Genomic DNA, 26,068 nt, shown 5'->3' on the forward strand with positions numbered 1-26,068 from the left:
TCAGTTCCCACCCGCGACATCCAGCAGGATGTCGGCGAGCACGTCCTGGCGGATCGGCGATGACACCTGGAAGCCCCGTGGCCCACCGGACTTCAGGGCGTCGCGGACCTCGTGGTACGACCTGTCCACGGCCGCGGTGATCTTCCGGGCGAGGCCGCTCGACTCCCACGAGCGCGGGTAGCGCACCTCGACCAGGAGATCGCGCCCGCTGCGGGTCACGAGGATGTCGAGGGCGTGCGGTGAGCGGACGTCCGCGTCGGTGGTGATGTCCGCCGGGAGGTGGGTGACGGCGACGCCATCGGAGCCGTCGGTGCCGTCCTGGTCGCCCAGGTAGTTGAAGCAGACGCCCGGCCGGACCGCGGCCAGCGTGCCCCGGTCCGCGCCGAGGCCCTCGTCGAACCGGAGCAGGGGGCCGAACCCGGCGCCCTTGTCCGGCAGCCGCTCGAACGAGCGGCGCACCGCGTCCAGGGTGTCGGCGACACCCCGCTCGACCTCGACCAGGTGCGGGAACGTGCTGGTGAACCAGCCGATCGTCCGGCTGAGGTCGTGGTCGCCCGCGATGGGCTCGCGGCCGTGCCCCTCCAGGGTGAACAGCACGCGGTCCCGGCCGGTCACCGAGGCCAGCGCACGCGCCACGACGGTGAGGACGGTCTCGGCGGCGCTCGCGCCGTGCGCCTCCCGGGCGGCGTCGAGCAGCGAGAAGTCGTCGGCCTCCGCCAGCCGGACGACCGCCGTGGTCGTCTCGGACCGCGTCACGTCGCGCTCGGCGAACACCTCGCCCGCGTCACCCGCGGACCGCGCCAGGTCGAGCCAGTAGGGCAGCTGCGCGCGGAAGCCGCCGTCCCGCGCCCGCCGCTTCACCTCGGCCGTCCACGCCGGGAACGGCATGGTCTTGGCCGGCAGCTCGACGTCGGGGTCCGCGAGGCAGGCGAGCAGGTCCTCCAGCACGACGCCCCACGACACGACGTCCACGGCCAGGTGGTGGATCGCGATGGCGAACTGCCCGCGCCCCTCCCCCAGCCCGGCGGCGAGGCTCACGACCGGGCCACCCCGCACGTCCACCCGTTCCTGCACCGTGCGCAGGTACTCCGCGAGTTCCGCTTCGGACAGCCCGGCCGGTGCTTCCTCGCCGTGCACGAGCGACGGCGCGTCGACGTCCCGGACGGTCAGCCCGCCCTGGTCGTCCACTTCGACGCGCAGCAGGTCGTGGTAGCGCACGAGCCGTTCGGCGGCGCGCACCAGGCGGTCCAGCGGCGCGGGACCGGGCGGGGTGACCAAAAGGCACTGGTTGAACAGCAGTGCCCGGCCGGACTCCTCGTCCAGGAACGCCTGCTGGATCGGGCTCGGCGTGATCGGGCCCGACAGAGGTGCCTGGTCGTAGCCACCCGGACCGGCGCCGGCGGAGTCGGCGAGCTTCTCACCCAACGTCCGCAGCGTCGCGTTGCCGAGCAGGTCCGCGACCCGGACCGCGACGTCCTGCTCCTTGAGCCGGGCCACGATCTGGATCGCCTTGATCGAGTCGCCGCCCAGCGCGAAGAAGTTCGCGTCGATGTCGTCCACCGGGACGCCCAGCACGTGGTGCCACGCGTCGGCGAGCACCCGCAGCGAGTCGGTCTCCGGCGCCGCGGCCGTCGCACCGGCGGTGAAGTCGGGCTTCGGCAGCCGCGCCGCGTCGACCTTGCCGCTGGCGTTCAGCGGCACCTCGTCCGCGCGGATGATGAACGACGGCACCATGTAGTCGGGCAGCCGTCGCGCCAGCGCCGCGCGCAGCACCGGCTCGTCGTGCTCCCGGCCGTCCTCGTAGCCCACCCAGAGGCACAGGCTCCGGTTGCCCTCGGCGACCTCGTGCACGCCCGCGTGCGCCCAGCGGACGTAGGGCTCGTCCAGGGCGACCTGGATGATCTCCGCCAGCTCGATGCGGTAGCCGCGCAGCTTGATCTGCTGGTCGACGCGCCCGGTGTAGTAGAGCAGGCCGTTGGTCTTGAAGGTGACGATGTCGCCGGTCTTGTACAGCCGCTCGCCGGGGACGGCGGGCGAGTGCACGAACCGCTCGGCGGTCAGCTCCGGCCTGTTCAGGTACCCGTCCGCCACGCCCGCGCCGCCGACGTAGAGCTCGCCGCTGACGCCGATCGGCACCGGCCGGAGCTGCTCGTCGAGCACCCGGAGCGAGGTGTCGTTGATGGGCCTGCCGATCGGTATCGCGTCGTCGCGGTCCAGCTCGTCGAACACGTGCACGGCCGCGAAGACCGTGGTCTCGGTCGGCCCGTAGCCGTTGGCGAGCCGGCCCGGCCCGAGCAGGTCGAACGCCCGCTTCACGTGCACCGGCGAGGCCATCTCGCCGCCGAAGATCAACCTGCGGAGGCTGCGCAGCGAGCCCGGCGCGTGGTCGACCAGCGCGTTGAACATCGCCGCGGTGATGAAGAAGCTGGTGACGCCGTGCCGCTCGATCGCCGCGCCGAGCCGGTCGAGGTCCAGCACGGATTCCTTGTCCAGCAGCACGAGCGACCCGCCGTTGGTCAGCGCGCCGTACATGTCGTAGACGGAGCCGTCGAACGAGTAGTCCGAGAGCATCAGGAACACGTCGCTCGGGTCGGCGGCGTAGAAGACGGACCGGTGGACCACGCGCAGCACGCTGCGCTGCCGGATCACCGACCCCTTCGGCACACCGGTCGTCCCCGAGGTGTACATGACGTACGCCTCGTCGTCGCTGCTGCCCGGCAGCGCCGGGTCGTCGGTGGCGGCCCTCGACTCGACCAGCGCCTGCAGGTCCACGATCCGGAGCCGGTCGGAGACCAGTTCCGCGGCCTGCCCGATGCGCGCGCCGGTGGTGAGCAGGATGCCCGCGCCGGCGTCGTCCAGCATCAGCCGCAGGCGTTCGGCGGGGAAGTCGGTGTTCAGCGGCACGTAGTAGCACCGCGCCTTCAGCACGCCGAGGATGGCGACGACCGTGTCGAACGAGCGGTCCACGAGCAGCGCCACCGGCGAGCCGGGCGTCGCGCCCAGCCGGATCAGGCTGTGCGCGACCTTGTTGGCCCTGGCGTTCAGCTCGCCGTAGGACAGGCGCCGGTCGTCGGTGATCAGCGCCGTGCGGTCCGGGTCGGCGGCGGCGTGCTCCTCGAACAGCCGGGCGATGCCCCGGGTGTCCAGGGGTGGCGCCGGTACCGTGGCGAACGACCGGATCAGCTCGGCCTCCCGGGCGGGCATCAGCTCCAGCGCGCCCACCGGGTCGTCGTCCGCGGCGGTGACGAACGATCGCAGCAGCGTCGCGTAGCGCTCCGCGTAGAGCGCCATCGTCTCCTCGCGGAACAACGCGGTGGAGTACTCCCACTCCAGCAGCAGCTCACCGCCGGCTTCCCTGGTGCTGAGGGTGATGTCGTACTTGGCGCTGCCGTCGTCGAACGGGAGGACCTGCTCGTCGTCGGGGTCGAGCCCCATGTCGGTGTTCTGGTGCACGAAGCAGACGTCGAACAGCGGACGGCGGCCGGGCACCCGCGGCGGGTCCAGCTCCTCGACCAGCGCCTCCAGCGGGTACGCCTGGTGCTCGAACGCCTCCAGCACGGTCGTGCGCAGGCCGCCGAGGAAGTCGCCGACACCGGTCGTGGGCGCGGCGGTGACCCGGACGGGCAGCGTGGTGACGAACATGCCCACGAGGTCCTGGTAGGTCAGGTCGGGCCGGCCCATCACCGGCGCGCCGACCACGACGTCGCCCTGCCCGCTCAGCCGGGACAGCAGCTGCTGGAAGACGCCCAGCAGCACCATGTAGAGGGTGAGGTTGTGCTCCCGCGCGTAGCGCTTGGCCGCCTCCAGCGTCTCGCCGTCGACGGACGCGAAGAGCGTCGCGCCCGCCGCGGTGGCCGCCTCCGACCGCTGCCAGTCCGTGGTGAGCTGGAGCGTCGGCGCGCCGTCCGCGAACCGGGACAGCCAGTAGTCGCGGTGCGGCACCATGTCCGCGCCGCCCTGCCGCTCCAGCAGCCCGCGGACCGCCGAGCGGTAGTCCCGGTGCAGCGGTGGCAGTGCCCTGCCCTCCGCGATGGCGCCGAGGTCGCGGAACAGGATGCCCATCGAGGTGCCGTCGGTGATGATGTGGTGGATGTCGATCGCCACGCACGACACGCCGTCGTCGAACTCGAAGTAGCCGACGCGGAACAGCGGCGCGGTGTCGAGGACGAACGGGCGGACGAACCGCGCCATCTCCCGGCGGGCCGCGGTCTCGTGGCTCTCGCCCTCCGCGAGGGCGCCGAGCCGCCGGTGCTCGACCGCGACCGGCACCTCCGCGCGCACCCGCTGGAACGGCTCGCCGTCGCGCAGGTGGAACGTCGAGCGGAGGCTGTCGTGCCGGCGCACCAGCACGCGCAGCCACTCCTCCAGCTCGGCGACGTCGAGCGGGGTGGGGCGGATGGTCAGGCCGCTGACGTTGTACGCCACCGAGTTCTCGTCCACCTGGCCCGCGAAGTACATGCTCCGCTGCGGCGCGGTGAGCGGCAGCTCGTAGTCCTCCAGGACCTGCGCCGGCTGCGCCGGGCGGCGGGCCGACCCGCTCAGCCGCGCCCGGATCAGCCCCTCGTCCAGGCCGAAGTCGCGGATCACCAGGTCGGTGAACTCGTCGAACGTCGGCTTGGCCAGCAACGCGGTCAGCGGGATGTCGACGTCGAGCACCGCGTTGAGCAGCTGCGTGATCTTGACCGACGAGATGGAGTCGCCGCCGAGGGCGAAGAAGTCGTCCTCGCCGCGGATGGTCGGGTAGCCGAGCACGTCGGACCACACCCCGGCGACCACCTTGCGGGCCACCGCGTCCACCGCGGACTCGTCGAGCCCGTCGAGGTGCGGCGGCTGCGCCAGGATGGCGCGGAGCCGGTCGACCGGGTCGGCCGACGCCTCCTCCTCGGCACCGGGTGCCTGCTGGACGCGGACGGTCTCGTCCCACAGCCGCACGTGGTGGAACAGCTGGGGCGGCAGCGGCACCCGCCGCACGTCGGGGTCCCGGGCCAGGCCCGCGAACGGCCGCGCGCGTCCGGCGAGGAAGGCGGTGACCGCGTCGCCGAGGTGCCGGAAGTCGCCGGGCAGGGACGACGGGTCCTCGCGCAGCACGACGCCACCGTCGACCAGGCGCGAGCCGTCGACGTCCTGCGGGCTCAGCAGCCGCCGCAGCCCGTCCAGCAGGCCCTCACGGGTCTCGCACAGGATGACCGCCCGCGCGGCCTGGTGCTCGCGGCCCACCTGCATGGTGAAGCACACGTCGGCCAGGCGGTGCCCGGGATGGCGGTCGAGGTGCTCCAGCTGCCGCGCCGCCGTCCTGGCCAGCAGTTCCTCGTTGCGCGCCGAGATCGGGTAGACCTGCGGCCGACGCGCCTGGTCCGTCGCCGCGCGGGTGGGCGCTTCCTCCAGCACCACGTGGCAGTTCGTGCCGCTCAGGCTGAAGCTGCTCACGCCCGCGCGGCGCGGGGTGTCGGACTCCTCCCACGCGGTGAGCCGGTCGGCGACGTACACCGGGGCGTTGGGGAGGTCGAGCAGCTGGTTCGGCACGTCGAAGTGGATCGACGGCGGGATGGTCCGGCGCTCCAGCGACATCAGCGTCTTGATCAGCGACGCCAGACCCGCGGCACCGACCGTGTGGCCGATGTTCGTCTTCACCGAGCCGAGCGCGCAGAACTGCCTGCGGTCGGTGAACTCGGCGAACGCGCTGGTGAGGCCCTTGATCTCGATCGGGTCGCCCAGCGCCGTGCCGGTGCCGTGCGCCTCGATGTAGGACACCGACTCCGGCGCGATACCGGCCCGCTTCCACGCGCTGACCAGGAGGTTCTTCTGCGCCTGCGCGTTGGGGGCGGTGAGGCCGTTGCTGCGGCCGTCGTTGTTGACGGCACTGCCGAGGAGCACGCCGTAGACGTGGTCGCCGTCCGCCAGCGCGCGCGACAGCGGCTTGAGGTAGACCCCGGCCACGCCCTCGCTCCACACCGTGCCGTCCGCCGCCGCGTCGAACGCCCGCACCCGCTGGTCGGCGGACTCGGTCTCGTTGCCGAGGCTGGACGGCGACAGGAACAGGTTGACCGCGGCGACGAACGCGGTGTCGCAGTCACCGTTGCGCAGCGCCTTGATCGCCGCGTCCACCGCGACCAGGGCGGACGAGCAGCCGGTGTCGATGACGCCGGCCGGTCCGCGGAAGTCGAGCAGGTACGACAGGCGGCTGGCCAGGATGCCCGACCACGACCCGGTGATGGCGGAGAAGTCCAGTTCCGAGAGGAACGGCAGGTACGACGTGATCAGCCGGTGCGTGTGGTCGTTGCCGACGAAGACGCCGGTGTTGGACCCGTACAGCTCGCTCTTGGCGTACCCGGCGTCCTCCATCGTCTCGACCAGCACTTCGAGCAGGACGCGGTGGTACGGGTCGAGCTGCGTGGCCACGTGCGGCGGGATGCCGAAGTACTCCGCGTCGAACAGGTCGACCCGGTCAAGGTAGCCGCCCTTGCGGACGGCGTCCGTGCCGCCTTCGACCCGCCGCAGGTCCTCCAGCCGCTGTGGCGGGAAGTCGCCGATCGACTCGCGGCCCTCGACCAGGTTGCGCCAGAACTGCTCCTTGTCCGACGCGCCGGGGAACCGGCAGGCCATGCCGACCACGGCGACGCGGTCGTCGTCCCGGCCCGCGTCACCGATCGCCCGGATGAACTCCTTGGCCCGGTCGACGTCGAGCGACTCCTGCTTGACCTGCATCAGCAGGTACCGCAGCAGGTCCTTCCTCAGTTCCGCGTTCGACGTCATCGCTGCTTCCTCCCGGCACCATCGGTGTCGGCGAACATGGTCATCAGCTCGGCGTCGCCGATCTCCTCCAGGACGTCCTGGAGCGACTGGTCGACACCCCCCGCGTCCGCGGTGCTCCGCGCCGCACCCGACTCGGCCGCGATCCGCTCGTCGATGTAGCCGGCGAGGCTGGTCACGGTCGCGTAGGAGTACAGGTCGGCGATGTCGATCCGGCCGGGGTAGACGTCCTCGACCTTCTGCAGCAGCTGCGCCGTCATCAGCGAGTTGCCGCCCAGGTCCTGGAAGCTGGCGTGGGCGTCGACCTCCGCCAGGCCGAGGACCGCGCCGTAGACCGCGCCGATCCTCAGCTGGGTCTCGTCCGGGTCGGACAGGCCGAGGAGGCGGACCTCGGTCACCTCGCCACCGGTGGACGCACCGCCCGCACCGGCCCGCGCGACGGCGTCGGCGACGTCGTCTTCGAGCAGGAACGGCATCTCGTCCAGGCGTTCCCGCAGCACACCCAGGTCGAACCGGGACGGGATGACCCCGTCGGCCGGGTCGCGCAGGAAGTGGCTCAACCAGGCCACGCCGTCCTTGACGGTGAGCGCGCGGAACGGCGAGTCGCCGTCGCCGACCCCGTACTGCACCGCCATGCCGACCTCGGCCCACGTCGGCCAGTTGACCGACAGCGCGCGCACGCCCTCGGTCCGCGCCCGCGCGGCCAGCGAGTCCATGAACGCGTTGGCGCTGCAGTAGTCGCCCTGCCCCTGCCCGCCGGTGACCGCGGTGATCGAGGAGAAGAACACCAGGAAGGCGCCCGGGTGCTCCTTCACCAGCTCCACCAGGGCGACGCTGCCGTCGACCTTCGGTGCCAGCACGGCGTCGAACACCGGCCGCGGCTTGTTGGCCAGGAACCCGTCGCCCGCCACGCCCGCCGCGTGGACGACGCCGCCGAGCGCGACCGACTCCTCCCGCAGGCGGGCGGCCAGCCCGCGCACGTCGTCTTCCCGCGACACGTCGCACACGACGTACTCGGCGCCGGCGATCTCCCGGACGCGCCGCGCGGTCTCGTCGTCCAGGGTCCGGCGGCCCAGCAGGATGATCCGCTCGGCGCCCTCGCGGGCCATCTCCTCGGCGACGCTGAGCCCCAGGCCGCCGGCACCGCCGGTGACCACGAACGTCCCGCCCGCGTACAGCGGCTCGCCCGCCTCGGCGCCGGACTCCTCTGGGGTGGCCTCGGCGTACCGCAGGCGCCGCAGGTAGGTCTCCGAGCCGCGGATGGCCCGCAGCACACCGCCCGCGCCGCTGAGGGCCTCCTTGAGCAGGAAGCCCGGCTCCGCGTCGGCCCGCGCGTCGACCACGTCCACCTGCAGGTGCCGGTGCTCCTGCCCGACGACCTGCGCGAGCGCCTCGGTGGCGGCGGAGTGCGGGTCGGTGGCGCCGTCGCCCGGCACGACCTGCCAGGCGTCCTTGCCCAGGACCTTCAGGCCGTGCGCGAGCTTGACCCGGTGCGACACGAACGCGCGGTACAGCTCGAACAGCGCGTCCACGCCGCCCGCCCGCCGCCGCGCGTGGGTGAGTTCGTCGTCGGCGGTGAAGTCGGTCGCGAACAGCACGCCCTCGACCGCCTCCTGCCGCAGCCGTTCGGCCAGCAGCGCCGCGCCGTCCTCGTCCAGGGCGAACACGTCCCGGCCGGTGTCGGTCCGCTCGCTTACGTAGCACGGCACGACCCGGTGCCCGAGCGCCTCGACCTCGGCGACGAGCCGCCTGCCCGCCGCGTTGTCCAGCACCACCGGCGCCCACACCGCGGGTTCGACCGCCGCCTCCGGCCGGGGCACCGCCAGCCACTCGACCTCCAGGTACCGGCGCGGTCCCGTCAGGCTGAACCGCCGCCAGTCCACCTTCTTCACGGTGTAGTCGGTGATCCGCGCGAACGGCACCCCGTCGACGTCGACCAGGTCCACGTCGTAGGTGATCGTCTCGCCGTCGCGGCTGTCGTCGCGGACCGTGCGGATCCGCGCGTAGCACGTCTCCGGCATCGGCCGGTGCAGCACGAAGCTCTTGTACAGGTACGGCAGGAACGTCTCGCCGCTGTTCTGCGAGATCAGGTTCACCGCGTTGTCGAGCTTGGCCGGGTGCAGCCCGAAGGTGTCGCCCGGCACGCCCTCCGGCAGCCGCAGCAGGGTCAGCGCGCCGGTCTCCTGCTTCCACACCGCGCGGACGTTGTCCCAGCGCGGGCCGAACTGGAACACGCCGGTGTCGGTCTCGGTGGGGTACGGGTCGGTCACCTCGATCGCGGCGGCCTTGAGGCCGTCGACGTCGACGGCGTCCAACGGGGCAACGTCACGCAGAGGGCTGATCCGGCCCTCGACATGCGTGACCCACTCCCCGGCCTGCGCACTGGCCACCTGGAACGAGTAACCGCGCTCGACCCGGTCCAGCCGGGTGCGCACGGTCGCCTCCTCCCCCTCCTCCACGGCGAGGGGCACGAGGAAGAACACGTTCTCGAACCGCATGCTCTGCGTGTTCTCCAGCGCGGCCAGCGCGGCCCGCGCCATCTCCAGGTAGGTCGTGCCCGGCACCACCGGCTTGTGGTCGATCCGGTGGTCGGAGAGCACCCAGTGCCGGTCGACCGACAGCTTGTTCTCGAACACGATCCCGCCGTCCGAGCGGCTGACCTCCGTGCCCAGCAGCGGGTTCGGCTCGGCGGTGGCGAAGCCGCGCACGCTGGTCTTCATGGGCTTGGCCCAGTGCCGGATCCGCTCGAACGGGTAGGTGGGCAGCGGCACCCGCCGCCGCGGCTCGTCGGCGTAGAACTCCGCGAACTCGACCCGGGCGCCGCGGACGTAGGCGTTCGCCAGCTCGGTGAGGGCGGAGTGCTCGCCCCGCGCGCGGTACTCGGCGAGCTTGGCGTTGGCGGTGTCGGACAGCCGCTTGCCGATCTGGGCGGTGATGTCGCCGGGACGCAGGTCGCCCCGCTTGTCGCTGACGACGGCGTGCACGCCGTGGAAGATTCCGCGCTGCTCGTCGGTGCCTAGGCCGCGTTCCCGGAGCCGGTCGATCGACTCGGCCAGCTGCTCCTTCGTCGCCGCGACGATCATCACCCGGTGCTCGTGGTGGCCGCGGCCGATGTTGGAGGTGTAGCAGATGTCGGCGAGCGACCACGGGCTGTCCGCCAGCACGGCCGCGTACCCGTCCAGCAGCCCGGTCAGGGCCGCCTCGGTCTTGGCGCTGACGGTGAAGCAGTAGCGCTCCCGCAGCTGCGGCTCGGCGCGGTAGCGGGGCGCCTCCTCCAGCACCATGTGGCAGTTCGTGCGGATGAAGCCGAACGAGCTGATCCCGGCCCGCCGCGGCTCGCCGCCGGTCTCCCACGGCACGAGCCGGTCGTTGACGTACAGCGGGCTGTCGGTGAAGTCGATGTACGGGTTGGGCACGTCGAAGTTCACCGACGGCGCCAGCAGGCCGGACTCCAGCGACTTCACGACCTTGGCCAGCGACGCCGACCCGGACGCGGCCACCAGGTGGCCCATCGTGGTCTTGAGCGAGCCGATGCCGCAGAACTGCTTGCGGTCGGTGTGCCGGCGGAACGCGTTGGACAGGCCCTTGACCTCGATCGGGTCGCCGAGCACCGTCCCCGTGCCGTGCGCCTCCACGTACGTGATCGTCTCGGGCTCCACGTCGGCCTTGGCCCAGGCGTCGAGGATGACCCGCTCCTGCATCAGCGCGTTGGGCGCGGTGATGCTGTTGGAGGTGCCGTCGTTGTTGATCGCGGAGGCCTTGATGACGGCGCGCACGTGGTCGCGGTCGGCCAGCGCCTTCTTCAGCGGCTTGAGCAGCACGATGCCCGCGCCCTCGCCCCACAGCGTGCCGTTCGCGCGGGCGTCGAAGGTGCGCACGCTGTCGTCGCCCGACACGACGCTGTCCATCGTCGCGCCGGACAGGAAGCTGGTCTTCGGCTCGCCGCCCGAGGACAGGTTGATACCGCCCGCCAACGCCATGTCGCACTCGCCCAGCAGCAGCGACTGGATGGCCTGGTGCACGCTGACGCTGCCCGCGGAGCACGCGGTGTCGGTCATGATGCACGGGCCCTTGAGGTCGAGCACGTAGGAGATGCGGCTGGCGACCATGCCCTCCCACGAGCCGGACAGCTGCATCGGGTGCCGCTCGGAGAACATCCGGTAGTACGAGTAGTTCGACTGGTCGCGGCCGAGGAACACACCGGTCCGCGACCCGACCGCGCTCTCGCCGCCGTAGCCCGCGTTCTCCAGCGCCTCGTACGCCACTTCGAGCGCGATGCGCTGGTTCGGGTCCATGTAGTCGGCTTCGAGCGGGGGGATGCCGAAGAAGCGCGAGTCGAAGTGGTCGATCCGGTCCAGGTAGCCGCTCACCGAGTAGAGCCGGTCCAGGTCGGCCTCGTCCACCGGACGGCCCAGCAGGACCTCCGCGTAGTACGGGTTGCGGAGGATGTCGTACATGTCCTCCTTGCGCGACTGCGGGTAGTCGCGGATGCAGTCCCGGCCGACCTTGAGGAACTCCCAGAACTGGTCGACGTTCGTGGCCTCGGCGAACCGACCGGCCAGGCCGATCACCGCGATGTCCTCGTGCAGGTTGGCTTCGGACAGTTCGAGCAGCAGCCTCTTGGTGCGGTCGCGGTCGATCTGCTTGTTGACGAATTGCTCGAGGATGAAATCCTTCACGCTGTCCATCTGGTGTCCGTTTCCTCGAGAAGACCCTGCCTGTCTTCGACCGTGATCGCGCCCTGCTCCAGCAGGTCCAACAGCTTGTCGATGTCGCCCTCGTCGGCCTTGGCGGCGGGCGGCGGGTCCCCGGCGGCCGGTTCTTCGACGTGCAGCTTGGCCTTGAGGCAGGCCACCTGGGCGGCGACGGTGGTGTAGCGGAAGAGGTCCGTGATGTCCATCAGGCCCGGGTAGCGCTCGTCGTAGAGCTTGAGCACCTGCGCGGTCAGCAGCGAGTTGCCGCCCAGGTCGCCGAACTCCTCGTGCGCGTCCAGCACGTCGAGGTCGAGCGCTTCCGCCCAGATCGCCGCGACTCCCCGTTCGAGGTCGCCGACGTCGTCCAGGCCGTGCAGCTCGACGGCACGCCCACCGGCGCCCCGGTCGGCCTCGCGCGGCGCCTGCCGGACCGGCTTGCGCATCCGGCCGGGCATGACCACCGGCACGGCGTCATCGGACGTCATCAGCGCGTCGAGCAGGTCCACCGCCTCGGCGGTGTCCAGCGGCGGGAACAGCTCGTCCTCGTCGGCCGCGCCCATGCGCTCGGCGATCCCGGTCTCGCGCCACGCGGGCCACTGGACGCTCAGCCCCGGCAGTCGCGCGCGGTCGCGGTGCTGGGCCAGGCTGTCCAGCACCAGGTTCGCCGCGGTGTAGTCGGTCTGGCCCTGGTTGAGCAGCAGCCCGGCGATGCTGGAGAACGCCACGAAGTAGTCCGGCTCGTCCACCAGCGTGGCCTCGTGCAGGTGCACACCGCCCAAAGCCTTGGGCCGGTACACCTTCATGAACCCGTCGAAGTCCTTCGTGTACAGGAACCCGACACCGGGGCGCCCGGCGAGGTGCAGGACGCCGGAGATCCGGCCGTGCCGCTCGCGCACGTCGCGCACGGTCCGCTCGACCGCGTCCCCGTCGCCCAGGTCGAGCCGGACGACCTCGAACACGTCCAGGTCGCGCTCGAACTCCGCCCAGTCCGCCCGCGTGCCGTCCGCGGTGTCGGAGCCGAGCAGGACGAGCTTGCGCACACCGCGCGCCACCAGGTGCCGCGCCACGGCGGTGCCCAGGTCGCCGGTGCCGCCCGACACGAGCGTCACGCCGTCGCCGGGCAGCGGTGCCCGTTCGGCGCCCCGCAGCGGGATCGGGTGCCGCTTCACGTGCGGCTCGTGCGGCTGCCCGTCCCGGTAGAGCAGGAACGGCGGCCGGTCGGCGCCGGTGGCCTCGGCCACCAGCAGCGCCGGTCCGGTGTGCTCGTCGCTGTCGACGCACCGGATGCCGAGGGCCTTGTACTCCAGCGCCGCGACGCGCATCAGGCCCAGCACACCGGCCTGGCCGGGGTGCAGCGCGGTCTCGTCACCGGTGACCGCGAGCGCGTTGTGCGTCAGCACCAGCAGGCCGTCCGCGAACGCGAACTGCCGGTCGGAGATGAGCTTGAGCAGGCCCAGGGCCCGCTCGACCGGCTCGGTCGTGGCTTCGGCGAGCGAGGCGTCCCGGTCGGGCAGGCAGGCCAGCACGCCGAAGGCGAACTCACGGCGCTCGTCGGCGACCGCGTCCTCGGCGCTCGACACCACGACGCAGTCGTAGCCGGAGGCTTCGAGAGCGCCGCGCACACCGTGGAACGCGGTGCCGAAGTCACCGCAGAGCAGGACGGTCCCGTTGCCCTGACGCGGTGTCGCCGGAGCGACGCGCCGGTAGGCCTGGACGTACCCGTACTCGCCCGGCCCCTGCACGTTCACGTCGTCCGCCGACTTGATGCAGTAGTTGTCCACCGTCAGCAGCACCCGGCCGGTCGGGTCGACCACCGTCACGTCGAACGCGTACAGCGCGCCGTCCACCGACTCGGGCCGCTTGCGGAAGTGGGCCAGCACGCGGGCGGGCAGCGAGTCGCGGACCGTCAGCACGCCGTAGGAGAACGGCAGGTACAGCCGCTCCTGGTCGTAGACGTTGCTGGGCGCGTTGATCACGGTGTCGAACAGGGAGGGGTGCAGGACGTAGTCCGCCAGCTCCGACCGGTACCGCGCGGGCAGCTCGAACTCGTACAGCAGCTCGGTCGACTCGCCGTCCGCGTGCCCGTCGCCCAGCGTCCCGGTCCAGCGGTCGCTGACGTCCAGGCCCTTGGCGTGGTCGGAGCCCTCGGGCTCTTCGAGCTCGCGGTCCAACCGCCGCCGCAGGTCGTCGACGTCGAGCGGCGCGACCGCCTCGGCGACCGTGCCGCGGACCAGTTCGGCCCGCGCGTTGCGCACCCAGCCACCCTCGGCGTCCCGGCTGGCGATGGTGACGGCGGTGACGTCGTCCTCGGTCTCGAAGATGACGTGCACCTCCTTGACCTCGCCGTCGGCGACCGCGAGCGGCGCGGCGAACAGCACGTCGCGCAGCGTCACGTCCGACCCGGCCAGGCCGAGCCGGCGGGCCGACGTCACGACCATCTCCACCAGCCCGGTGCCGGGCAGCACGCTGACACCGTGGATGCGGTGCTCGGCCAGCTCCCAGAAGTGCTCCGGGTCGAGCCGGCACACGACGGTGTCGCGGTCGAGCGAGCGCACCACCTCGGCGCCGTCGACCAGTCCCCGCCTGCCCTGCTCGGCGGGCTCGACCCAGCACCGGGACCGCTCGAACGGGTAGGTGGGCAGCGACGTCCGCCGGGCGCCCCCGGGCGCGGCCCGCCGCCAGTCGACGTCGGCGCCGCGGGTGTAGAGCGCGGCCAACCGGCGCAGTGCGGCACGGTCGGCCTCCGGGGCGACCACGGACGCGGCCTCCCGGTCCAGCTCGTCGCGCTCGGCGTGGCTGAGGTCGTGCGGCTCGCGCTTGTCGCCGTCGTCCAGCACCAGCCGGAACGAGCCCCGGCTCACGTCCGGGTTCGCGGCGGCGCCGTCCTCGATGAACTGCGCGAGCAGCGCGTCGAGTTCCGCGCGGCTCTCGAAGACGAACGCGGCGCGCACGCCGTGGTGCAGCCGGCCGACCGACGCGGTGAACGCGAGGTCGGCGAGGTCGACCTCGTGGCGGGCCAGGAAGTCGCGGTAGCGCTCGGCGAGCCGGACCAGCCCCTGGGCGTTCTGGGCGCTCAGCGGCAGCAGCGAGCACGACACCTCGGCGCGTTCCCGGGCCGGCGGGGCGTCCGCGCTGCGCAGCACGAGGTGGCAGTTCGTCCCGCTCAGCCCGAAGCTGTTGATCCCGGCGTACAACGTCTCCCGGTCGTCGTCCGACCAGGGCACGGTCCGGTCGTTGACGAACACCGGGGTCTGCGCGAACGCGATGTTCTGGTTGGGCTCCTCGAAGTTGAGGCTCGCCGGCAGGACGCGGTGCTTGAGCGACAGCACGAGCTTGGCCAGACCCGCCAGGCCGGACGCGTTGTCCATGTGGCCGATGTTGGTCTTGACCGTGCCGATGCCGCAGAACTGCTTGCGCGCCGTCTGCCGGGAGAACGCCCGCTCGATGCCGCTGACCTCGACCGGGTCACCGAGCCGCGTGGCGGTGCCGTGCGCCTCGATGAAGCTGATCTGCTCGGCCCTGACCCCGGCGTCGGCGAGGGCCTCGGTGATGAGGTCCGCCTGCGCGTCGGCGTTGGGCGCGGTGATGCCGTTGGACGCGCCGTCCTGGTTGACCGCGCCGCCCACGATGACGGCGTGCACGTTGTCGCCGTCGCGCCGCGCCCGTTCCAAAGACTTGAGCACGAACACGACGCAACCCTCGGCGGTGCTGGTGCCGTCACCGCGCCGGTCGAACGTCCGGGTGCGGCGGTCGCCCGCCAGCGTGTCCTGGATGTCCTTGATGCCGATGCCGGACTCGTCGTCGGCGTCGACCGGGAGCAGGTCTGTCTTCACCGCGCCGACGATCGCCATCGAGCACTCGCCGTTCTGGATCGCGCGGTAGGCCGTGTAGGCGGCCACCAGGCCCGACGAGCAGGCCGTGTCGACCAGCAGCGACGGTCCGCGCAGGTCCAGCAGGTAGGCGATCCGGCTGGCGATCATCGACCGGATGTTGCCCGCGACGGCGATCTCGGGTGCGCCGGGGTCGACCGCGGCGATCATCGCCCGGTAGTCCTCGCCGAAGTCCGCCGACATGCCCGCGTAGACGCCGACCTTGCCGCCGCCGATGTCCTTGTTCAGGTAGCCGGCGTCCTCGAGCGCGGCCCAGGCGGTCTCCAGGAAGATCCGCTGGTTCGGGTCGATGGACTTGGCCTCCTGCCGGGACAGCGAGAAGAACCGGTAGTCGAACTCGGACACGCTGGGCAGGCGGGTGCCGCCGGAGTAGCGCTCGGCCGCGATCGGCAGCCGCACGCCGCGTGCGGCGAGGTAGGCGTCCACGTCGGCGCGTCGTTCGTCCGACAGGTCGCGGTACCCCTCCTCGCCGCGCAGCAGGCTCGACCAGAACCGGTCGAGGTCCTCCGCCTCGCCGACCCGGCCGCTCATCCCGATGATGGCGACGGGTTCGGCCTTCTTCCGCGGGCTGGAGTGCGTGACGCGGACACCGGAGTCGTCGTCCGGCGGTCCGGTCAGGTCCAGGTCGTCAAGACCGAGCAGGGAGGTCATGTGGCGAGCGCCCCCGCGATCGTCCGGAGGCCGACGTCACCCGTGCGCCGCAGGATCGACTCGACGCGGTCGAGCTGCTCGTCCTCGGGGACCCGCTTGGTCCTCATGATGGTGAGCAGCAGGTCCAGCGCGGTCTGCTTCTGCTCGTCGGTGAGCGCCTCGGGGTCGAGCTTGGCCAGTTCCTGGAGCTTGCGGTAGGACGCCACGACGCCTTCGTCGTACTCCTCGGCGTCGAAGTTGCGGTTCCGCGTGGCCGCGGCGGCACCCAGGAACAGCCCGACCAGCCCCGGCTCGCGCTTCTTCAGCTCCACGAGCTGGTCGAGCACCGCGTGGACCTGCTCCGGCTCCTCGTCCAGGCTGTAGACCTCGCCCGAGCCGACGGCGCCGGTGAGCATCTTCTTGAGCACCTGCTTGGGCCCGACCTCGATCCACACCGCGGCCTTGCGCTCCACCAGGGACGACACGATGGCGCTCCAGCGCACCGGGCTGGTCAGCTGGACGGCCAGCGCCTCCCGGATCGCCTCGGGGCTCTCGTACACCTCGCCGGTGACGTTGCTGTAGACCGGCACGGCGGGCTCGGCGAACTCGACCGCGTCCAGCGCCTTGGTGTACTCCGGCAGCGCGTTCGCCATGAACGTGCTGTGGAACGCGCCGGCCACGTTGAGCTTGACCACCTTCGCCCCGCGGTCCTCCAGGTGGGCGGTCATGCCCTTCAGGTCGTCCACCGTGCCCGACAGCACGGTCTGCGTCTCGGCGTTGTAGTTGGCGACCTGCACGGTGTGGCCGGCGGAGTTGAAGTCCTCGACGCACTTCTCCACGTCGGTGACCGGCATCCGCACCGCGGCGATCATGCCCGTGCCGCCCTCGGCGACGCAGCTCTCCATCGCCTCGCCGCGCACCTTCACCAGGCGCACCGCGTCCTCGAACGACAGCGCGCCCGCCGCGGCCAGCGCGGTGATCTCACCGAGGCTGTGCCCGGTCATGGACGACACCGGGATCTTGCGACCCTCGGTCATCACCTCGTACATCGCGTAGCTGAGCACCAGCAGCGACACCTGGGCGTACCTGGTCCTGGTGACCTCGGCGGGAGGCGCGGTGAAGCACAGGTCGGCCAGCGAGTAGCCGACGATGTCCGAAGCCTGCGCGAAGCGGTCCCGGACGCTCTCGTGCCCGTCGAACCACTTCTTGCCCATGCCCGCGAACTGGGAGCCCTGCCCCGGGAACACGATCACGAGATCCTTCATGACTGCACCTTCTCCTTCGACGCGGGCTTGGCCAGGATTCCGAGGAGCTTCACGTGGCCGCCCAGCAGCTGTTCCACCCGCGCGGGGTCCACCTCGCGGGCGTAGTCGATCCGGACCGCGACCGGGTCGGACTCGACGTCGACGGCGAACACGACGTCGAAGTGGCCGAGCAGGTCGGCCTCCTCCACCTGCCGGGCGCTGCCGCACGCGATGGACACCGTGCGGTCGACGCCGCGGCAGGCGACGAACCGTTCGAGGTCGAGCCGGTCGTTGCCGTCGAGCTGGCGCCGGTAGTCGTCCAGCACCTCGGCGAGGTCGGCCTTGCCGGCGAAGTCGAACCGGACCACGGCCACCCGGCCGTCGTCGTCCACGACGCACAGCGAGACCTCGTCCTCGCCGAGCACCTTGTTGAGCGTGACCGCGAGCGCGACGTGCGCCAGGTCCGCCGGGTCGTGGGCACCGGCCTTCCGCAGCCGTTCCAGGGTGGCCCTGGTCCGCGCGGGCAGCGTGGCCTCGACCCGGCCGTCCGCCGTGGCGTCGGTGGTGAACCACGACTCGGGCAGCCGCACGCCGAAACCGGTCAGCAGCGCGTCGGCGTCACGCCGGGCGAGCCTCGACTCCAAGTGCTTCTGCAGCTTGCCGATGGTCGGGTTCGCGAACAGGTCGCTGACGTCGAGCATGCCCGGGAACTGCCGGTGCAGCTCCTCCAGCAGCAACACGAGGCTGAACGAGTTGCCGCCGAGGTCGAAGAAGCTCTCGTCGTAGCCGATCGGGATGTCGCCGAGCACCTTGCGCCAGGCCGCGACCAGCTCCTGCGCCACGCCCGTGCGCGGCTCGTCCGCCCGCCCGGTCTCCACCGGTTGGTCGGCCCGCGCCTCCAGCGTCCTGCGGTCGACCTTGCCGCTGGTCGTCATCGGGATGTCCGCCACCGGGGACAGCGTCGCGGGCACCATGTAGTCGGTCAGGCGCTCGGCCAGCCAGTCCCGCAACGCCTCCGGCGCCAGGTAGGCGCCCTCGCGCACCTGGTAGAACCCGCGGATGACCTGGCTTCCGCTCGGCAGCTGCTGGACGATCACCGCCGCGCCGGTCACCAGGTCGTGCCCGGTGATCGCGAGCTCGATCTCGGCCAGCTCGACGCGGTAGCCGCGGATCTTCACCTGGTCGTCCACCCGGCCCAGGCAGTGCACCTCGCCGCCCTGCCACAGCGCGCGGTCGCCGCTGAGGTAGATGCGGCCGTACCCGAACGGGTTCTCGCGGAACCGCTCGCCGGTCAGCTCGGGCCGGTGCAGGTACCCGGGCGACACCCCGAGTCCGCCGATCCACAGGTTCCCGGCCGTGCCCTCGGGCACCAGCCGGAGGTTGTCGTCCAGCACGTAGAACGTCGTGTTGACGATCGGCGTGCCGATGGTGACGGGCCCGGTGGCGCCGGTGAGGTCCTTGACGCTGGACCAGATGCACGTCTCGGTCGGGCCGTAGACGTTGTACAGGCCCAGCGAACCGTGCTCCCGCAGCTGCGGCAGCAGGTCTTCGGGGAAGCCCTCGCCGCCGACGATGAGCTTCTCCAGCCGCGCCAACGTGGTCCGGGCGGCCTCGGGGTCGGCGTACAGCAGGCGCAGCCGGGTCGGCGTCATCTGCAGGTACTCGACGCCGTTGGCCGCGACGAACCCGGCGATGTCCGCGGGCGTGCGGACCTCCGACTCGCCCGCCACCACGACCGTGCCGCCCTTGGCGAGGGTCAGCAGGGTCTCCAGCAGGAAGATGTCGAACGACGGGGTGGTGAGGCAGCCCACCGCCTTGTGCTCGGCCCACCCGAGCGCCTCGGGCATCCCGACGAGGAAGTTCGCCAGCGACCCGTTCGTCACCGTGACGCCCTTGGGGGTCCCGGTCGAGCCGGACGTGAAGATGACGTACGCGAGGTCGTCCGGCCCGGACGGCGTCGCGGTGGCCGCACGCCCGGCGGGCGGACCGTCCGGCGGCGGCACCAGCGCGAGGTCGCCGAGGTCCACCGCGGCGGCCAGCGCCTCGGTGCACACAACCTTCTTCGGCTCGGCGGTGTCGATCACCAGCCGCAGCCGCTTGGCCGGGTCCTTCACGTCCATCGGCAGCCACGCGGCGCCGATGCGGTTGACCGCCAGCATCAGCGTGAGCAGTTCCGGTGACGGCGGCAGCAGCAGCCCGACCAGGTCGCGCTCGCCGAGGCCCTGACCGCGCAGCAGACCGGCGTACCGGTCCACCCGCTCGTCCAGCTCGGCGTAGGTGATGTCTTCACCGCCGAAGCGGATCGCGGGACGTCCCGCGTGGTCGCGCAACGCCGTGTCGAACAGCTCGGCGAGGGACGGCACGTCCGTCACGACCGGCCCGGTGCCCCAGGCCAGCAGCCGGTCCCGGGTCTCGTCGTCCAACCGGGACAGTTCTTCGACGGTCTGGTCGGGCTCGCGCACGACCCGGGCGATCAGGTCCACGTACCGCTCGACCAGCTCGGTCATCCGCCGCTCGCCGTACACGCCGGAGAAGTTCAGGTCGCCGAACAGGCCACCGTCGCGCTCGGTGAGTTCCAGGGACAGCGCGAACATCGAGCGCGGTACGCCGAAGTCCTCCGACGTGCCCTCGACGTCACCGAACCGGTGCACGCGCTCGCGGGCGTTGGTGAAGGTGAACATCACGTCGAACAGGGCGTTGCGGCCGAAGTCGCGGTCGAGGTCCAGTTCCTGGACCAGCACGTCGTAGGAGTACGACGAGTGGTCCACCGCCGCGAGGCTGGTGTCGCGCACCGCTTGCAGCAGGTCCGGCACGCGGGTGTCCGCGGTCGGGCGGATGCGCAGCGGCAGCGACTGGGCGAACATGCCCACGGTGTCCTCGAACGACCCGATGATCCGCTGGTCCAGGGGGATGCCGACGCACAGGTCGTCGGAGCCCGTGGCGTCGGCCAGCAGCACCGACCACAGCGACAGGTAGAAGATGAACGGCGTGGTGCGGTGCCGCTCGATGACCGCCTTGGCCGCCTGGTGCAGCTCGTCGTCGATCCGGAAGTAGTGGTGCGTCCCGGCGAAGTCGTTCACCAGCGGGTACGGCGAGTCGGTCGGCAGGCTCAGCGGCGGCGGGACGGTCTCGAACTCCCGCAGCCACCACCTCCGGTGCTCCTCGTACGCGGGCAGGCCGACCGAGCGGACCTGCTGCCGCACGAACGCCGGGTAGCCGGCTGAGCGCACGTCCGCCAGCTCGCCGCGGGCGAGGTACTCGGCGAGGTCGTCGAGGATGATGTCGATCGACCCGCCGTCGGCGATGATGTGGTGCAGCGAGAGCACCAGGTGGTGCGTGCCCTCGGCGTCGATGACGATCCCGCAGCGCCACAGCGGCGGGTTCGCCAGGTCGAACGGCCTGTTCATCACCGCGACGACGTCCTCGCGGCGCAACGCGGGGTCGCTCGCCTGGTCGAAGACGTGGAACTCCGGGGTGACGTCCGGCGCGACGCGCGCCTTGATGTCGGTCGCGTCGATCTCGTAGTAGCCGCGCAGCTTCTGGTGCTTGCGCGCGATCGCCCGGAACGCCTCGGCGATCCGCTCGCGGTCCGGCGCGCCGTCGAACCGCAGGCCGGTCACGATCTGGTAGGCCTCGTTGCCGCCGCGCATCCGCGACAGCACGTAGACCCGCTTCTCCTGCTCCGACACCGCGGTGTCGGCGATCGGCGCCAGGACCGGACGCGTGCCGGACGCCACACCGCGCGGTGCCGTCGAGGTCGACCGCCGGAAGTCGAACCCACCGGCGCGCAACGCCTCCACGCTGGTCCGGATGACCTCGAAGATGCGGTCCTGGTGCTCCTGCGTGTGCGCCAGGGAGAAGAACGCGGTCCGCCGCTCCCACACGTACACGCCGTGGAACACCATGAGCTTGAAAAACAGGTTTAGCGTCAACGACAGCTGCGACATGTCGCGCGGGACGACCGTCTCGTACCGGTACAGCGACGAGAAGTGCGCCACCTTCAGCGGCACTTCCTCCGCCTCGAAGTAGTCGTTCACGCGCTCCGCGAAGTCCGCGGTGAGCTGGTTGACCCGGGCCAGCTCCTCGGCGCCGTGGTCGCGCAGGTGGGTCAGCGCGGCCTTGCAGGCGGCCATCGTCAACGGGTGCTTGCAGAACGTGCCGGCGAAGAACGTCGTGGGCACCGCGGGCTTGGAGTCGTCCACGTCGCTCCACGCGCCGCCGTCCACGGCGTCGAGGTACTTGCTCTTCCCGGCGATGATGCCGATCGGCATGCCGCCGCCGACGAGCTTGCCGTACAGCGACATGTCCGACTCGACGCCGAAGTACTCCTGCGCGCCGCCCAGCGCGGCCCGGAAGCCGACGATCATCTCGTCGAAGATCAGCGCGATCCCGTGCTCGGTGCAGATCTCCCGCAGCTCGCGCAGGAACTCGGTGGGCTGCAGCGCCGGGTTGCGCGACTGGACCGGCTCGACCAGCACGGCGGCCAGCTCGGCGCCGTGGCGCCGGAGGCGGTCCAGCGACTCGGGGCTGCCGTAGGTGAGCACGATCGTGTCGTCGACCGCCGACTGCGGGATGCCGATCGAGGTGGGGATGCTGTCCTCGCCGTCGGCCTCCGCCAGCACGGCGTCGTAGCTGCCGTGGAAGGAGGTGAGGAACCTGGCCACCTTGTCCCGGCCGCTGACCGCGCGGGCCAGCCGCACCGACACCATCACGGCCTCGGTGCCGGTGTTGCAGAAGGCGACCCGCTCGGCGCCGGTCATCTCGTGGACCAGTTCCGCGACCTCGCCCGCCACCCGGTTCTGCGGGCCCAGCTCGTAGCCGCGGTCGAGCTGGTCGCGCACGGCGTCGACGATGAAGTCGGGCTGGTGGCCGAAGAAGTGGACGCCGTAGCCCATCGCGGTGTCGATGTACTCGTTGCCGTCCACGTCCCAGAACTTCGCCCCGCGCGACCGGGCCGACACGACGGGGTAGACCGTCTCCTTGATGCTGGGGTTGAAGTTGAGCGAGGCGATCCAGTCCGCCAGCACCTCGCGGTGCTCACCGGTGTACACCTTGGACGTCGGGGTCTTCGCGGTGAACCGGGCCACGAAGTCGCGGATGAACTCGGCCTGCTCGGGGGTGAGCCGGTCGTCGACCAGCTCGATGTTGTTGGTGTACGTGCCGACCTTGCGCGCCTCGGGGGCCGGGCGGCGCGTCTTCGCCTTCGGCGCGGGTGCCTGGACCTCCGCACTCGTGGTCGCGCCCGCGAGCACGTCCAGCTGCTGCTGCATGATCTCCAGCTGCGACCGGATGATGCCCTCGATGCCGGGCGCCTGCGCGGCGGCACCGACCTCGAGCCGGGCGCGGACCTCGGCCACCGGGGCCACGGCGGCACCCGGCTGCGGGGACGGCGTCGGCTCGGCCGGGATCAGCGGCGCCGCCTCGGCGGGCCGGTGCTCCAGCACGAAGTCGGCCAGCAGCCCCGGCGTGTAGAGCGACTCGAAGAACGCCTTGATCGGGATGTCGAGGGAGTACTCCGCCTCGACGCGCTTGCCCAGCTGGACCAGCATCAGCGAGTCGATGCCCAGCGCGAACAGCTGGACCGACTCGTCGATCGCGTCCGCGGCGACACCGGTGACCTGGCTGATGCACTGCTTGACGAACGCGACGACCACTTCCCGCTCGGCCATGCGCCGCACACCGGTCCTTTCCTCCTCGGCGACGACGGGACGCGCCACCACCTCACCGCTCTGCTCCCCGGCCCGGTCGGAGTACCAGGTCCGGCGCCGGTCGAACGGGGTGCGCGGCAGGTCGCGGACGAGGGTGCCGGACCCGCCGCCGGGCAGCCTGCCCCACTCCAGCGAACGCCCCAGTTCCCACAGCACGGCCGCGCTCTCCAGCAACTGCCGGGTGTCGGACCGTCCTTTCCGGAGGCTCGGCAGGACGACCGCGGTGTCCGCGAACTCCTGCGCGACGAGACCGCCGACCGTGGCGGTGGCGCCGATCTCCAGGAAGACGCGCGCGCCGCCGTCGATCGCGCTGCCGACCGCCGCCCGGAACAGGACGGGCTCGACCAGGTGCCTGCTCCAGTACGACGCGTCGATCGGCGAGTCCGCCGCGACCGGCTCGCCGGTCACCGCGGAGATCCACGGCAGGGCGGGCGGGTCGAACGCGTGGTGGCGGATCTGCTCGTGCAGGTCGTCCGCCGCCTGGGCCATCTGCGCCGAGTGGTACGGGTGCGTGACGTCCAGCCGCTCGGTGAAGATCCGCTGCTTGCGCGCGGCCTTCAGCACCGCGGCCAGGCTCTCGGTGGCACCGGCCACGGTCGTGTTCTCGGCCGCGTTCACCGCGGCGACGGAGACGTCCGGGTAGTCGGCCAGCAGCTGCTCCGCCCGTTCCCGGGAGCACAGCAGCGTCGCCATCGAACCGTCCTGCGTGGACGCTTCGACCACGCGCGCCCGGCGGGTCACCAGGTCGACCGCCTGGGTGAGGCTCATGACCGACGCGAAGCAGGCCGCCGCGTACTCGCCGATGCTGTGGCCGATCACGGCCGAGGGCGCGACGCCGAGCGCCTGCCAGTACCGGGCCAGCGCCAGCTCGACGGCGAAGATCATCGCCTGGGTGTGGCGCGGCGACCGGAACGGTGCCTCGTCGTCGCCGAACATCGCCTCGATCGGGGAGACGTCGCCGATCCGGCGGAACACCCGGTCGATCTCGTCCAGCTCGTCCCGGAAGACCTCGGCGTGCTCGTACAGCTCACGCGCCATGCCGGGGTACTGGGTGCCCTGGCCGGAGAACACGAACACCTGGCCCGCGTCGGCCTCGGGCCGGGTCGCGAGGGAGCCCAGCGCGGTCTCGACCGCGGCCGGGATGCCGGTGACGGAGTCGCTGACCAGCGCCGCCCGGTGCCGCAGGGCCGCGCGCCGCTCCCCCAGCGTGTGGGCGATGTCGGCGAGGTCCGCGGTGGTGCCCTCGCTCCACTCGGCCAGGTTGCGCAGCGCGGTGCGCAGCGCCGCGTCCGACTTCGCCGAGACGGGCAGCAGGCGCGCCAGGCCGGGCGTCGACCGCGCCGGGACGGCCTTCGGCTCGTACTCCTCCACGATCATGTGCGCGTTGCTGCCGTTGATGCCGAACGAGCTGATCCCGGCCCGGCGGCGGTCGCCGACCGGTTCCCACGGCACCTCGTCGGCCACCACCTCGATCGGGATGGCGTCCCAGTCGATCAGCCGGTTGCCCTCGCGGAAGTGCAGCGTCGCCGGGAGCCGGCCGTGCCGCATGGACACGATGACCTTGCACAGCGCCGCCATGCCCGCCGCGGACTCCAGGTGCCCGAGGTTGGACTTGACGCTGCCGACGCGCAGCTTCTCCCGCCTGCCCGCGAAGACCCGGGCCAGCGCGTTGACCTCCTGCGGGTCGCCGATCGGCGTGCCCGACCCGTGCGCCTCGACGTAGTCGACGTCCTCGATCCCGACGCCCGCCTCGGCCATCGCCGCCTCGACCACGCGCTGCTGCGCGGTGCCGCTCGGCACGGTGAACCCGCCGCCCTGGCCGTTGTGGTTGATCGCCGAGCCGCTGATCACGGCCAGGATGTCGTCACCGTCGCGTTCGGCGTCCGACAGGCGCTTGAGGACGACGACCGTGCCGCCCTCGCTGCGGATGTAGCCGTCCGCGCCGTCGTCGAAGCTGCGGCACCGCCCGGTCGGGGACAGCGCCTGCAGCCGCGACCACGACACGTGGCCCTCCGGGCTGAGGATCAGGTTCACCGCCGCGGCCACGACCATGTCGCAGCCGCCGTGCTGGAGTTCCCGACCGGCCTGGTGCAGCGCGTACAGCGAGGACGCGCAGGCCGCGTCGATCGCCTGGCTGGGTCCTTCGAAGCCGTAGGTGTAGGAGATCCGGCCGGCCGCCGAGTTCGCCATGTTGCCGGTGTAGCTGTACCGCTCCGCCGGATGCCCGAGGTTCTTCGCGACCTGGACGTAGTCGTTGGTGTAGATGCCGACGAACACGCCGACGCGCCGGTCGCGCCCGGCGGCGGTCGGGTCCATCCCCGCGTCTTCGAGCGCTTCCCAGGTCAGCTCCAGCAGCAGGCGCTGCTGGGGGTCGATCGACTCGGCCTCGGTGGGCGAGATGTTGAAGAACAGCGGGTCGAAGCCGTCCACCTGGTCGAGGTAGCCGCCCTGGGTGGTGGTGACCTCGCTGGTGTCGAGGTCGCTGTGCGCCCACCGGTCGGCGGGCACCTCCCGCACCACGTCGACCTTGCCGCTCAACGTCTCCCAGAGCTGGTCGCGGGTCTGGATGCCGCCGGGCAGCCGGAACGCCATGCCGACCACCGCGATGGGCTCGGCGGAGAACGTGCCCGCCGCAGGCACCGGGCCGGAGCGCACCTCGGCCGGCGCGCGGTCCCGGTCGACCCGTCGGGTCAGCTCGTCGGTGAGCGCGTTCGCGGTCGGGTGGTCGATGATGAACGTGCTCTCCAGCGAGACGCCCAGCTCACGGGCGAGCCCGCTCTGCAGCCTGATCAGCTGGACCGACGTGCAGCCCAGCTCGAACAGGCTCTTCTCGTAGTCGTCCTGGCGCAGCTCGGTGCCGATGCCGAGCACGTCGGCGACGTGCTGCGACACCAGGTTCGCCAGCGACGCGCCGCCTGCGGGCTTGGCGGGCGCGGCGTCCGCGCGGGAGTCGGCGGCGGGTGCGTCCAGGTCGGGCAGGTCGATCGTCCGGCCGCGGCCGGCGAGCACCGGTTCCCAGTCCACCGCCAGGCCCTGCACGTGCGCCTCGGCGAGCGAGGTCAGGAAGTGGTCCAGGCGCTGCTCGTCGCGCCGCAGGGAGTTCAGCACCGGCACCGCGACGCCGACTGCCTCCGCGGTCTGCCGCAGCGCCA

5 protein-coding genes (1 of these 5 cut by a window edge) are annotated in these 26,068 nt (G+C 71.8%); all 5 read right to left on the reverse strand.

What is annotated here, in order from left to right:
• Tightly spaced (each overlapping or abutting the next), the 5 genes in view from B0I31_RS12435 to B0I31_RS12455 form a layout consistent with a single transcriptional unit that may run on beyond the window.
• Positions 1-6,753 carry a non-ribosomal peptide synthetase gene (locus B0I31_RS12435; RefSeq protein WP_106615525.1) on the reverse strand — a complete coding sequence of 2,251 codons (6,753 nt, stop codon included), beginning with the start codon at positions 6,751-6,753 and terminating at the stop codon, positions 1-3.
• Positions 6,750-11,438: a type I polyketide synthase gene (locus B0I31_RS12440; RefSeq protein WP_106615526.1), complete on the reverse strand. Its 4,689-nt coding sequence runs from the start codon at positions 11,436-11,438 to the stop codon at positions 6,750-6,752. Before B0I31_RS12440 ends, B0I31_RS12435 begins: the two co-directional genes overlap by 4 nt.
• A complete protein-coding gene (locus B0I31_RS12445) occupies positions 11,426-15,985 on the reverse strand; it encodes a type I polyketide synthase (protein ID WP_106615527.1) in 4,560 nt (1,519 codons plus the stop codon). Before B0I31_RS12445 ends, B0I31_RS12440 begins: the two co-directional genes overlap by 13 nt.
• Complete coding sequence (fabD, locus tag B0I31_RS12450; RefSeq protein WP_106615528.1) at positions 15,982-17,229, reverse strand: ACP S-malonyltransferase; 1,248 nt, start codon at positions 17,227-17,229, stop codon at positions 15,982-15,984. The genes B0I31_RS12445 and fabD overlap by 4 nt, the downstream gene beginning before the upstream one ends.
• Positions 17,226-26,068, reverse strand: the 3' portion of a protein-coding gene (locus B0I31_RS12455) for a hybrid non-ribosomal peptide synthetase/type I polyketide synthase (RefSeq protein ID WP_106615529.1). Its footprint extends 1,087 nt past the window's final position; 8,843 of the gene's 9,930 nt are visible here — the last part of the coding sequence; the start codon falls outside the window, past its right edge; the stop codon is at positions 17,226-17,228. The genes fabD and B0I31_RS12455 overlap by 4 nt, the downstream gene beginning before the upstream one ends.

It is taken from the genome of Saccharothrix carnea (genome assembly GCF_003014735.1).
GTDB lineage: Bacteria > Actinomycetota > Actinomycetes > Mycobacteriales > Pseudonocardiaceae > Actinosynnema > Actinosynnema carneum.